General features: G+C 38.3%; 11 protein-coding genes and 1 riboswitch. Of the genes, 1 reads left to right on the forward strand and 10 read right to left on the reverse strand.

Translation table 11 applies throughout. From position 1 onward, the window contains the following. Complete coding sequence (locus tag ACI48O_RS19770; protein WP_435563560.1) at positions 1 to 2,127, reverse strand: BglG family transcription antiterminator; 2,127 nt, start codon at positions 2,125 to 2,127, stop codon at positions 1 to 3. A 260-nt stretch (positions 2,128 to 2,387) separates the two neighbouring features. Then, positions 2,388 to 3,803 carry a PTS mannitol transporter subunit IIBC gene (locus ACI48O_RS19775; RefSeq protein WP_435563561.1) on the reverse strand — a complete coding sequence of 472 codons (1,416 nt, stop codon included), beginning with the start codon at positions 3,801 to 3,803 and terminating at the stop codon, positions 2,388 to 2,390. Between the two features lie 325 nt (positions 3,804 to 4,128). Here ACI48O_RS19775 and ACI48O_RS19780 point away from each other — a divergent pair, with 325 nt between their 5' ends. Beyond that, on the forward strand, positions 4,129 to 4,431 hold the full coding sequence (locus ACI48O_RS19780) for a hypothetical protein (protein ID WP_435563562.1): 303 nt from the start codon (positions 4,129 to 4,131) through the stop codon (positions 4,429 to 4,431). 109 nt (positions 4,432 to 4,540) lie between these two features. On the opposite strand, the gene ACI48O_RS19785 is transcribed toward ACI48O_RS19780, so the two are convergent. The 8 genes from ACI48O_RS19785 to dapA all read right to left on the reverse strand — a co-directional run bounded on the left by ACI48O_RS19785 (position 4,541) and on the right by dapA (position 13,244). After that, complete coding sequence (locus ACI48O_RS19785) at positions 4,541 to 6,184, reverse strand: CE1 family esterase (RefSeq protein ID WP_435563563.1); 1,644 nt, start codon at positions 6,182 to 6,184, stop codon at positions 4,541 to 4,543. 53 nt (positions 6,185 to 6,237) lie between these two features. Next, positions 6,238 to 7,215, reverse strand: coding sequence for an alpha/beta hydrolase fold domain-containing protein (locus ACI48O_RS19790; protein WP_435563564.1), 978 nt, complete (start codon positions 7,213 to 7,215; stop codon positions 6,238 to 6,240). A gap of 134 nt (positions 7,216 to 7,349) precedes the next feature. Further along, a complete protein-coding gene (locus ACI48O_RS19795) occupies positions 7,350 to 8,045 on the reverse strand; it encodes a TerC family protein (RefSeq protein ID WP_435563565.1) in 696 nt (231 codons plus the stop codon). A gap of 69 nt (positions 8,046 to 8,114) precedes the next feature. Next, positions 8,115 to 8,210: riboswitch (yybP-ykoY riboswitch) on the reverse strand. An 81-nt stretch (positions 8,211 to 8,291) separates the two neighbouring features. After that, on the reverse strand, positions 8,292 to 9,575 hold the full coding sequence (locus ACI48O_RS19800; RefSeq protein WP_435563566.1) for an SLC13 family permease: 1,284 nt from the start codon (positions 9,573 to 9,575) through the stop codon (positions 8,292 to 8,294). 80 nt (positions 9,576 to 9,655) lie between these two features. Continuing rightward, positions 9,656 to 10,822: a sialidase family protein gene (locus tag ACI48O_RS19805; protein ID WP_435563567.1), complete on the reverse strand. Its 1,167-nt coding sequence runs from the start codon at positions 10,820 to 10,822 to the stop codon at positions 9,656 to 9,658. Positions 10,823 to 10,844: 22 nt separating this feature from the next. Continuing rightward, entirely contained in the window at positions 10,845 to 11,294 is a 450-nt protein-coding gene (locus tag ACI48O_RS19810) for a NanQ anomerase/TabA/YiaL family protein (RefSeq protein WP_435563568.1), read from the reverse strand. Between the two features lie 8 nt (positions 11,295 to 11,302). Next, on the reverse strand, positions 11,303 to 12,331 hold the full coding sequence (gene pdxA / locus ACI48O_RS19815) for a 4-hydroxythreonine-4-phosphate dehydrogenase PdxA (protein ID WP_435563569.1): 1,029 nt from the start codon (positions 12,329 to 12,331) through the stop codon (positions 11,303 to 11,305). 13 nt (positions 12,332 to 12,344) lie between these two features. Further along, positions 12,345 to 13,244 carry a 4-hydroxy-tetrahydrodipicolinate synthase gene (gene dapA, locus ACI48O_RS19820; protein ID WP_435563570.1) on the reverse strand — a complete coding sequence of 300 codons (900 nt, stop codon included), beginning with the start codon at positions 13,242 to 13,244 and terminating at the stop codon, positions 12,345 to 12,347.

A 13,244-nucleotide genomic window follows, 5' to 3' on the forward strand; every position in this document is an offset into this window, starting at 1 on the left:
TTATTCTCTCCTTAATTCCTGTATTTTTTCAGTAAAAAATTGATCGAATCGGGCTGCTAATAAGCCTTCAATTCTCCCCTGGTCATTAGATTCAAATATAGCGGTACTTTCTTCGCTTTCAATTAATAGGGAGCTTAAATAGCTGATGACCTCCAATGCCCATTCGGAAGTCTCTTCTGGTGATAACAAAAGAAAGAGATACTTCATATTCATCAATTTGTCATCCATTCCTTTTACTGGATTTGGCTGCCTCAAACAGTAAATCGTAAAGGAAGGCATGAATATTTGCTCTGATCTTGTATGGTAAAGCGCAATCCCGGTATCCGGAATTCCTAAGCCGCCGAGTCTTTCTCGATCGAGTAAAGCCTCAACAAGCCTTTGGCTATCTTGAACAATCTGTTTATTGGTTAATTCCTCGCAGGCTTGAACTAAGATTTCCTCTGTTGATAGACTCTCGGTCATTTCCCTTAGCTCAAAGCCCTTCAAAATGGACGTTATTGCTTTCGAATATTCTTGAACCATCAACATTTCTTTTAATAATGTTTTCATACTCTTCTTATCAGACCGATTGATCGCTGAGACCTGCTTAACTTTCAGCTCAGAACCAGGCAGTTTGAAATGTTGATTAATATAGGTGCGAATCTTGATAATTTCTTCTTTCGTTAAAATCGGGCTAACTAGTATATACTCATCGGAAAAGTCCGGCAACGGAATGGTTGAAATGATCAATTGATAATCTAAGTCTATTAACTTATTTAATTCAAGTGCGGAGGCACTTCGAATCTCTTTCATTTCCGGAAATTCCTTTTGTAATCTTGTCACGAGCATTTTCGACGTCCCAATTCCGCTAGAGCAAATAACAAGAGTATTTAAGCTGACCGTTTCCTTATTTCCTAGAACGGCTGCACCAAAATGCATAACAAGATATCCGGTCTCTTCTTCCGGTACGTTAAATTCATGAAACACTTCTTCAACGGCTTCTTGCACAACCGAGAAAAGCTCGCCATAATCACGTTTTACTCTATCTAGCAACGGATTGCTGATTCCCATATTCTGTTTTAGCCGAAATAAAGCAGGCTTTAAATGCATGACCAAACCTTCAAATAATGAAGTATTACCGGACAGATGTTGACCTAAGCGATTCTCCACTTTCTGAATAAGCTGTTTCGTTTTCATTGCCGCTTCTAAGCTCGAGTCCTCAATTAAGTACTCTTTGTCATGCCGCATTTTTGCTCCCCTTAAATGCATCGATACATAGCCGATCTCTGCTTCAGGGATGTTAATTTGAAATACCTGCTCCAGTTCACGAACGATCTTTTCAGCAAAAAGAAATTCTTTCGTTGATTTCTGATTTTCCAGGTACGATGGATCAATGGAGATCCCTTCCCCTTTTTGGATTCGCTCTACGGCTAAGGCCAAGTGAACCACCAAGCCAATGTAAGCACTATCTGCCATCGAAAACGGAAGTTCCTGGCTGACCGATTCGAATACTTTTTCAACAATCATCAGTTTGTTTTTTTCCACTAAGCCTAAAAGTCGTTCGGAAATCGTATTGATTTGCTGCGTTGACCGTTTTTGGATATTTTCTCTGGCGAGGGATAGAATTTCTGATTCATCTAAGTGCTCAGAAATGATGCTTCTCATCGCTCGGCGTTTTGCTCCCTCAGGGCCTTCAATTTCGACTCCATAGCCTCTTCTTCGTAGCAAGGTTAAGCCGGATACGCTCAACCGATCCTCTAATTTTGTTAAGTCACTGCTTACCGTAGCAATCGTCACGTTTAAATCATTCGCAAGTCCAACTAATTTCACTGGACCATGTGACTCAAGCAGTGCACAAAGAATCATCGTTTGGCGCTCATCAGGAGTATATTCTGTATGGTTGAGATTAAATAGGAACAGTTCAAGCTCCCGAATCTTTCCTTTATCCCCGATAATTTGAACGCCTACACCAGACTTCTTTTGTAATGAGAGGTCATATTCTGAAAGGATGTCTTCAACATTCTTCAAATCTCGATGTATCGTTCTTCCGCTTACGCCAATTTGATCTGCAAGATCCTTAACGGTTAGTTCATTGTTTTCTAAAAGCAGGATTTCAAGAATTTGTCTTTCTCTTGCGGAAATATACATTTTCCTCACTCCGTGAAAGAGTTTTCCTTACTAATATCTATCGTTTATAATGTTGCCAAAATCTAATTTATATATTTACATCTTCATTTTAAACCTGACAATAGCCTTATACAACAAAGGGTAAATTGGAATTAGTCACGACACTTGTTGCCAAATTTAAAATAACCCTTTTAAATTTGGCAACAAGTGTCCTTTAACTCAGCCCTTAAAATAAAAGAGCTTAGCATGATGTAAAATGCTAAGCTCTTTTTACTAATTGATTAGTTTTTTAATTGATCAACTAACTCATCATATTTTGGGCTATTTAAGAAGTTTTCAACAGAAATATGTGTTGCATTTGGAAGTTTTGCTTTAGCACGATCTGTTAAATCCTTATGAGTAATAACAATATCCGCATCTGACGGTAAATTGTTAATCGCCGTGTTGATAACAGTAACATCGATCTCTGCTTTTTTCATTTTATTTCTAAGGATGGAAGCTCCCATTGCACTTGAACCCATACCAGCATCACAAGCAAACACAACTTTGTTTACTTTGTCAGCAGAAACTTGTACTTCGCTTGTTAAAACTGAAGAAACTGAGCTTTTCTTACCTTTCATTTCTTCCATTTTAGCTGTTGCTGTAGTTAAATCTTCTTCTGTATCTTTGCTTGTTTTTAAAAGCAATGCCGCTACTACAAACGATACTGCTGTTGCTACTAACACCCCAGCAAGTACCCCAAGATAGCCTCCCTTTGGAGTCATCGCAAGTAATGCGAAAATACTACCTGGTGATGGAGCTGCAACTAAACCAGCATCAAATAGGTTAAATGTGAATACTCCACTTACCCCACCGGCAATCGCTGCAAGAAGTAATACTGGCTTCATTAAAATATACGGGAAGTAGATCTCGTGAATACCACCTAAGAAATGAATGATTGCTGCACCAGGTGCTGTTTGTTTTGCTGTTCCTTTACCGAATAACATAAATGCAAGCAGGATTCCTAGACCTGGTCCAGGATTTGTTTCTAACATGAACATAATAGACTTTCCTGCGCTTGCTGCTTGGTCAATTCCTAATGGACTTAAAATACCATGGTTAATTGCATTGTTAAGGAAAAGAATCTTTGCCGGTTCAATAATGATATTGGCAAGTGGCAATAGATTCGCATCAACGATTGTTTCAACTCCAGAAGCTAATACTTTACTTAAACCTTCTACAACCGGACCGATAGCTTTATAAGCAACTAGCGTTAAAGCCCCACCGATAATACCTGCTGAAAAGTTATTTACAAGCATTTCGAATCCTGATTTAACTTTTCCGTGAATCGCCTGGTCAAACTTCTTGATTAGGTAACCACCAAGAGGTCCCATAATCATAGCGCCCAAGAACATTGGAATATCTGTTCCGACAATAACCCCCATCGTTGCCGTAGCACCGACTACTCCTCCGCGGACGTCATGAACCATTTTACCACCAGTATAACCGATTAATAATGGCAATAGATAAGTGATCATTGGGCCGACTAGCTTAGCTAGATCTTCATTTGGCCACCAGCCTGTTGGAATAAAAAATGCTGTTATAAGTCCCCATGCGATAATTGCGCCAATGTTTGGCATAACCATACCGCTTAAAAAGCTACCAAACTTTTGGATTTTCACTTTTACATCTGATGTATTTTGACCCGTTTGGTTCATTTTGTGTAAATCCCCCTTCAATATAAATTTGTTTTGTCTTTCTATTTTTATATTAAAGCGTTTGCAAAGCCTAATCCATCTATTCAAAATTGCATTTTGTCATAGTGATTGTTGCCAAGATTTTAGAATTACGACAAAAGCGCAAATCCCTAATTCCTTTATTAAAAAATATCAGAAATCATCCACAATGTTAGCGGATTTCTTATTTACTTCATTAATTCAATCGTTTTTAATAAAAAAGAGAGCAGCAAAAGGACAGTTACTTTTCCAATGATTTTATTTAAAAATAATATTTTTGATGTTCATTGAATAAGGAGAATGAGTTATGCCAAGATTAGAAACCCGGGAATTTATCATCGAAAGAGCTCATCTTTTCCGTGAGCAAGATGACCTTGATCAATCAATCGGCAAATGGACGCTATTTTTACTTTTTGGTTATTTGTTTTCCGCATTGATGTTATTTCTAACTTTATTTTATGGCTTTCACATTTTTAAAATTTCCCTTTTCTTCCTTTCAACATCCTATATCATAGTTAGCCAAGTTAAGGTACGCAAATTAAAAAAGGAAAAATTTAACGTACAGGAAAAAATTATTTTTTTGAGAAGTGAATTAGAAAATAATCTATAATCCAAAAAACACGAGGAAAACTGGAGTACCCATCCAATTTTCACTCGTGTCATTTACCAATTAGTTTAACCAATTATACATAATGAATTAGAAAATATATTCTTTAGGATTATGCCCCCGCATCAATGACTTTTTTTGAACCTTCCGGACGGCTAAAACGCTTCAAAAATGCCCATGCAGCACGGCTTTGGTCATAAATTGCACCGTGTGGCATGTCTTTCATGAGTGTAAAGCAAACTCTTACCTGACCATCAAAGTTTTTAAAAAAATAAGTCTGGAAACGGTCACCATCCGTATATTTGTTTTCTTGAGTGTAGTAGTTATCACCATTGCACACCCCATCTGGGATAAATCTCATATGAATACGGGGTTCGGCTTCTTTTATACTACAATTGTTTACTTTAAGCATATCCTCTAGCAAACTGTCTAAATTATCCCATAAAAGGACTTTTTCGTCATTATCACCTGTAAAAATAAAACAGGGGAGCTCATAGCCGCTTGATAATAATTCTTCAAAACTGTCGACAAACGGTGCGCTCCATGGAGAAGTTGCTGCAAAAAGTTCCGGATGTTGATTCCCTACCTGACGAGTGATCATACCCCCATTAGAGAAACCAGTAAGATATACTCTTGTTTTGTCTATTGAATAAACTTCATTAAGCTTATCGATAATTTTGCCGAATACTTCACCATCCCGCTCAAGCAACCATATGTTTTGTGGTGAATCGGGCAGAACCAGGATAAATTCCTTGGTTTCATCCGCAAGTTTATTCCAACCGTTCTTGGTAGAAAAAATCCAAGATGGCTCCCCTCTGCCATGAACGCTGAAAACAACAGGAAGTCCCGCAACATCTTTATTAGTCATTCCCTCAGGAAGATATGTGAAAAATTCGTACTTATTATTATTCAACGTTACCGAGTCACGAAAATAGCGATCGGATTCGTAAAAGGCAGCCTTGCTAAGATATGGTTTTAATGTGCCGTCCGGAGCATTCTTCCAGCGAATGAATTTGTTGAATAAATGATTCATAATTGTCTTGGCAAGTACTGGAGTAGCCGTGAACTCCCCGAGAGAAACTCTAATTTGAACAGCTTCCTCAGTTCTATTTTTATAAAGCTCTGTGATGATGCCATCATATTCTGCTAATTCGGAGGGATTAGTGATTTGGTTACTCACAGAAAAATATGCAAGCGCCTCTTTTGCAAAATTTTCGTTCTGTCCAAACATCCAGAGGCAAACCGGGATATCACGATTTTTCTTATTATAGCCAGGACTTACGTTGCTAACAAGCCAATGGTCGGAAGGGTTTGACTGGGCTGAATAATCGCATGGTACACCGTTAACAAGAGCAACACCGGCAAAACGGTTTGGACTTGTAACAGTAACATTTCCGGCAAACACCGCGCCTTCCTCATAGCCCACCAAATAGACAAGGGTTTCCCAGCACCAAATGAATCCATCTCGTCCAGGTATACTGTCACCATTTTTTGATTTAAAGTTTTTCCTGGTTTCACTATAAAATTCCGCAATCATTGTAGGACTCTGTGCTTGCCAACCATTTTTTGCAATAGGCATAACTAGAACTGCACCATCATGTTCTGCTAATTCAAGCCAGCCGGAGTTAATTGCAAATTTTTCCACAGATTCATATGATTGAGCATCTCGATCAGGCACACAAACGTAAATTGTCTTCGCAGGAGTGTATGAATTTGCTAATGTTGAAATATAAAAAAAGATCTCAAATTTCCCCAAAAATTTTCCTCCATTTTTATCCTTTCCGATTATTAGTATTATATATTTTTTTCTTACAGTCTGTTTTTTAAGAACTGATATGCCATTTGATCAGCTTCATTTCCCATCGTTGGGCCATGATTAGCCTGGGAAGACGATAAATACATCGCATCCGCATTAGAAGACACTAGGGCTTTGTAAAGACTTTCGCTTTGATCAATAGGCACGAGCGGGTCCTTGCCACCGTGCAAAATCATCATCGGTGGACAATCGGCACTTACATATGTAATAGGACTACATTTTTCGGCTAATTCTATATACTTCCAATCTGGGTCACAAATATCGCCGCTTTCTAGCAATTGATTCAAATCTAATAACGATTTTCCAGGTTCAGTATATCCAAGGATTTGGGTTATCACATCATCCATGGATTTGCTTGCATTATCGACTTCTGTTCCAGACAGATTCTTTTTTGCTTGATTCGCATCGTTCCTGAGGAGTGCTACCAAGTCGGATGGAGCATAAAAAATTGTTGCAGCCCTTACTGCACTCGTATATTCTAGGTTACCGCCGACATCGCCTTCCATTTCACTGCAATTTGCGCTCATTGCGACCATTGCGGCTAGATGTCCACCAGCAGAGTTCCCCAACACGCCAATCCGTTCGGGATCGATATGATATTTCTCTGAATTTGCTTTCAAAAACCGTACGACTCCCTTACAGTCATGAATACACGCTGGGAAAACAGACTGACTAGCCAAGCGATAGGATGGAGATACAACAGTAAATCCTTGCTCAACCAATCTTATAAGTTCCCGGCAATATACTGCTTTTTGGGTAACCTGCTTGTATTCTCCATACATCCATCCCCCTCCGAAATAGTAAATGATGCAGGGGCCTGGCGTTTTCTGGTTAAGATCTTGATAGATATCCATTTTCAGGGTGTATGGCTCCCCATTATCCAAGGTTACCTCCGCAAAAGGAACATCTTCGTAGCGCGGCGGGCGCCCCGGAGGACATAAAGGTTTTACTTTAGGTAGTTGTTGTTCCATACAATTTCTCTCCCTATATTCTATAAGTTTAGATTTACAACCTTCTTGCAATAGATTTCATTCTTGAAAAAAAACCCCTGCCTCCAGGAAAAGGCAAACCGTCAGCAAGGGTGCCCTTTTACTTTTCAACTCATTCAACCAACCTGTTCTACTTCCCCTTTTGCATCACTTACACTTTTCTTTAATACCACTTTATTCTCTTTTAGTTTACCAGCAATAATAACCCCGGCAATGACCACTATTTCGAATCCATATTTAATGAAAGAGTTTGTGAAAAATTCATTTAAGTAAGGTTCACCTACGATCATTTTCGATGCTGTCCAAGCTAAGATTCCTGATCCAAATGTGATAATTACAGGGAATCGTTCAATCCATTTCAAGATTAATGTACTTCCCCACATCACAACAGGCACAGAGACAAGTAGTCCAAGAATAACAAGCAAAATATCACCGTGTGCTGCTCCAGCTACTGCTAATACATTATCTAATCCCATTAATGCATCAGCTATAATGATGGTTCGAATGGCCGCCCAAAAATTTTCCCCTGATTTAATATCACCATGTTTTTCATCATCAACTAGTAGCTTGTATGCAATAATTACTAGAAGAAGGCCCCCTACTAAATGTAATCCTGGTATTTCCAAAAGCCATACAACTGCCAGAGTTGCAATGGTCCGAATTATAATGGCACCTACAGCACCCCACATAATTACTTTCTTTTGTTGATGCACAGGTAGATTCCTTGCCGCAAGCCCAATGAGTATGGCATTATCGCCCGCTAGTACCAAATCAATGGCAATAATCGTAAGTAACCCTGTTAAAAATTCCATTTATATTCCTCCCTATATCAAAAGTAAAAATAAAGAGACCTTTGCCTGTAATTAGGCAAAGGTCTCGCTAAGCATAGTATTATGCCAACAAAGCCGATGGAGTAATCCATGTATTGACGACTTTGTTTCAGGTTATACCTGACGCTACTCCCCTTTACGAGGTTAATATATAATTTATAAATCCTTAATATCACCTAGCTCCAGTGTCATAACCTGTGAAATCTACCTGTTCCTTCTATCACTTTATTAGCTTACAGGGAACAGAAGCATAGCACCTATACATAGCACAATAATGCGGATCAGGTACATAGGTACTGAGAACAACCAGAACTGTGGAAGCTTATATTTACCCATGCCTAAAATCATCGCTGGCATACCATCGATTGGCATATACCCGCCGTTCCATCCAGATATTACAACTGCAGTTGCGGCAGCAACAGGATTAAGTCCCAAACTAACGCTGGTTGCAATAGCGATTGGTGCAAAGATGTATACAGAACCCATATTTGAACCAGTAAAAGTAGCACAAGTACTAGTTAGAATTGCGAAGATGAAGATAAGAATGAATGGATTGATGTTAGTACCTAATGAATCCGCCACAACTTCTCCGATCATAGCTGTAAATCCAGAGTTAGCCAGAGCGTCAGCAACACCGATAACACCAGCCATCATAAGGATTACAGGTGCCCCCATATTATCTCGAACTTCCTTGAAGTCAAGTACGTTGATTATTAATAAGAATGCTCCAAAAAGGCCAGGGATTACATAAGCTGCATTGCCCAATACGTTCATAAGCATCATACCAACAACACTGAGGATAAATGCAGCGATAGTGAAGTATTCTTTCCATGCAGGCATAGCCCCAATCTCAAGCGTAGCCGCCACCTCATCAAATTCAGAAGCTTCCGTAATTGGATGATCCGGTAGAAGACGATAAGCAACCAAACTCCATGCCAAGAAACCAAGAGCCAGGATGAAATTCACTACAGCAAATTTCGACATAGAAAGCCCGGCGGTATAACCTGCCGTTTCCAGTACACTAACAGTAACACCATAGAAAAGTGCAACATTGAAAGGAATTAAAGGGTGGTTAGTAGCAAACCCTAAAGGCATCATCAGCTTGGACGTAGGCATTTTTTTATTATAAGGGATAGTAGATATTAAGGATAGAATCAGAACATAGTAACCAGTGGCACCGGCACCTGGTAAACTGGCACCAAGCATAACTACCACAAGCAAAAGTGCATAGCTCTTATAACCGCCCTTCTTTACCAAAGCGAGCATAGAGGACTGAACCTTACCAATCAAGCTAGTCTTCATTAGTCCCGCCATAACAACCATAAAGCCAGCGATCATGATAACGCTTGGGTTCACGAAGCCTGCGAAAGCCTCCTGAACAGTGGACAGACCTGTAACTACTAGCAGAAGGCATGCCAGGATTGGTGGTGCACCGAAGGCGAATTTGTCTGACATGATCATGACAATCATTATGACCAAAATACCAAGGGCAAGACTCATTGACATTGTCATTTTTTGTTTCTCCTCTCTTTTTCATAACTAGTTTATTGGATATTTTGTTAACTCGGGTTAATTATGTGATAACTTAATATCTAACTTATTTCTCCAGATGTAGGATTGTAAACCCCTTCATTTTCACGTTTTTTACCATATAAATCTTCCACTGAAAAGCCGTTATATTTTACACATAATCTATTTTTATATGCATATACTAAATGTAAAAGTCCTTTTGAATCTTGATAAATAGTAGGATATTCAAATTGTGAATTATTCGTTTTATTCTCTGCTCCAATGAAACCTTCTGCGTGTTCAATAATTCGTCCGATTGGCCAAGTATTTCCGCCATCTTCAGACACTGAAACCACTACCGGGTTTCTTAATCCAGGCCATGCTACTTTACCTTTTTCAGGATTATTGGCAGCGTTTGCATTATATGCAAGAGCAATTGCACCGTTATCCAGCTTGATTGCACTTATACTTGCATTATTATTTGGTAAGATTGTTGGCTCAGGCACTGTCCAAGAATCTCCATAATCCTTTGACTCACTTCTATAAATATAATCGGCAAATCTACTTCTCATAAATGCCACTAAATGACCATCTTCCAATTCTATAACATTGGCATGTACTCGTCCGTTACTTTCAGGCATGCGGACTGCTTTCCATGTAATTCCTTCATCATCTGATACTTGGAATACTGTAGGATCGTTTGTAAGACCTAATTCTGAATCTTCACATACCCATGTGCCAAATATCCATCTACCATTACTTAATACTTGAATAGTTTGTCGAACAAATGTACCAGGCTGGCTAAATAATACTTCTGGTTCAGTCCAACTTTCACCATTATCGTAGGTTTTCTGATATTTAATAATTGACGTAAACTGCATATTATCTTTCCCTGGTTGTCGACCTTCCTGAGAAGTATAGATTAACCATACTGATTTATCAGGTGCTAGGAAAAATGATGGGTTTTGCTCACTACGCGTATCATCCTGCGAGACAATTTTCGGTTCATTCCACTCCCCAGATTCATGATTAAATTTTGATAATACAATTGAAATATCAGGACTGCCTTCAAATGAACCTGCAAACCATGCACATAATAAATCTCCATTGTCTACCTCAATGATAGTTGGTGCATGTGCGGTTGAAAAAGGACCAGATGGAATTAAAGAAAAATCAATATTTGTATAAGCATCATGATATAATTTACCGTTTGGAATTGACTCGTTAATTACGATCTTATTATTACTCATACTGATCACCTTATCTTTCTATTTAAATTTCTATCTTGATTACCGCTTTAATGTATTTCGTCGCTTTATTAATATGTTTTAACGCTTTGTGTCCATCGTGAGGCAGACAAATATAGGCCATGCCCTTACTGATTTCGATGATTGCTTTCGGACTACCGTTTAATCGAACCACATCCTTTCCAGGATTATATTCAACATCAACTACTAATTGATTAATTGGTGCCCAAGCTACATATTCAGATCCATCTAAAACAATTTGAACGTCAATATATTTTTTATGTGCTTCAAATGTCCCCTCATCTATATGATTCGTAGTTCCTTCCTGAAAGAACAAATAACCACCATCAAAATCAAATCGTCTATTATAATCTACTTCGACTTCGTTTAATTTCTCTAAACCGTTGGCGATTTTTGGATTAAGCGATATATATTCATCTAAATTTTCTATTAAATCAAATATCACTCTATTCACTTCGTTTCTTATTTAGCATTATTTGCTAGCTGTACCGCGTAATCAATTGCATTTTCAAGACTAAGTTCACTCGCAGTCATATTACCTGCTTGATCAAATGCGGTTCCATGATCCACTGAGGTTCGAATAATTGGTAATCCCAATGTAATATTAACTCCAGAAACCTCTTTCCACTTATTTTGTTCTTTATCAAATACAAACCCTAATAATTTTAATGGGATATGTCCTTGGTCATGGTACATTGCCACAACGATATCATACATACCACCACGAGCTTTTGAGAAAACTGTATCTGGAGGGATAGGCCCGAATACATTTAGCCCTTCACCTTTAGCTGTTTCAATAGCAGGGATGATCTCATCAATTTCTTCAGTACCAAATAATCCATTTTCTCCACAATGTGGATTTAATCCCGCCACAGCAATCCTTGGATTTTCGAATCCTAAGTTTACACAAGCTTGATGCGCAATTTTTATGACATCTAATACTCTCTCTTTTTTAGCTAAATCGCAGGCTTGTCTTAAAGAAACATGCGTTGAAACGTGAACCACTCTTAAATCACCATCAGCTAACATCATCGAAAATTTATTAGTATTGGTAAGCTGTCCATAAATTTCAGTATGACCAGCAAAGTGATGTCCTGCTAAGTTTAACGCTTCTTTATTTAATGGATTCGTAACGGTTGCATCTACTTTCCCTTCAAGTGCTAACTCAATGACTTTTTCAACATAGCGATATGCAGCATTTCCGGCTTCTTTAGACACTTCACCAATCCGTAATTCATTTGCATCTACAGATGCTAAGTCCATTACATCCATTGTTCCCCATTCATACAATCCATCTTCCGGTGTAGTAATGGCATTAACTTTTATGTTAAATTCCGGGAATTTCTCTAAATAGCTCTCTACAATACTTTTATCTCCAATAAGTAGGGGTTTACATTTTTCGTATAAGCTTTTCTTTTGAAAAGCTTTAATTGAAATCTCAGGTCCGATACCTGCAGGATCACCCATTGTTATTCCAATAATTTTTTTCATAATGTCCTCCTAACTACTTCATCCCTGCTTCACTATTTACATTCAACACTGATTTTAATGCAGTAATTCCTTCATCAGACACTTGATTAAATGGTGCACGGCACTTGCCAACTGGATAGCCTAGTAGTTCAACTGCAGTTTTTACCACGGTATTTGGATTCGCATATTTAAAACAATCTCTAAAACTTCTGATAGAATCTTGATATTTACGAGCTTCTTCAATATTATCGTTTACAAATTGTTCGTATATTTGCGCCATAGTAAACGGATAAACATTAGAACATCCTGCAATACCGCCTGTTCCCCCAGCAAGTAACGTCCATAATATTAATGAATCATTACCTGATAGCACAGAGAAATCTTCTCTATTTCTTGTTCTTTCAATATATTGAAGAATATTATCAAAGTTTCCACTACTATCTTTGACACCAACAATATTTTCAATGTGACTTAGTCTTTCAACAGTCGCAGGTTGAATAGTATTGCCGGTTCTAGCTGGAATATTGTATAAAACAATTGGCATATCAACCGCTTCAGCAATTGTTTTAAAATGAGTATAAATCTCTTCTTGAGTTGCTGATGCAAAATATGGCGTAATGATTGATAGGTAGTCAACACCCACTCGCTTTGCTTCTAAAGACAAGCGAATTGTATCTTGTGTCCCAACTAATCCTGTTGATGCATATACTGGAACCCTGCCCGCTACCGTATCAACTACTGTTTCCATGACACGCACTTTTTCTGCTTCACTTAAAATATAGCCTTCTCCATTAGTACCAAACGTAAAAATACCATGGACACCATTCTCAATGACTCTATTCACCTGATTTACGAGTTCTTCATAGTTAACTTCTTCATTGTCATACATAGGTGTGACAATTGGTGAAATAATTCCTTGTAATTTGTTATGCAT

The organism is Neobacillus terrisolis (assembly GCF_051233475.1).
Taxonomy (GTDB): Bacteria; Bacillota; Bacilli; order Bacillales; family Cytobacillaceae; genus Bacillus_BU.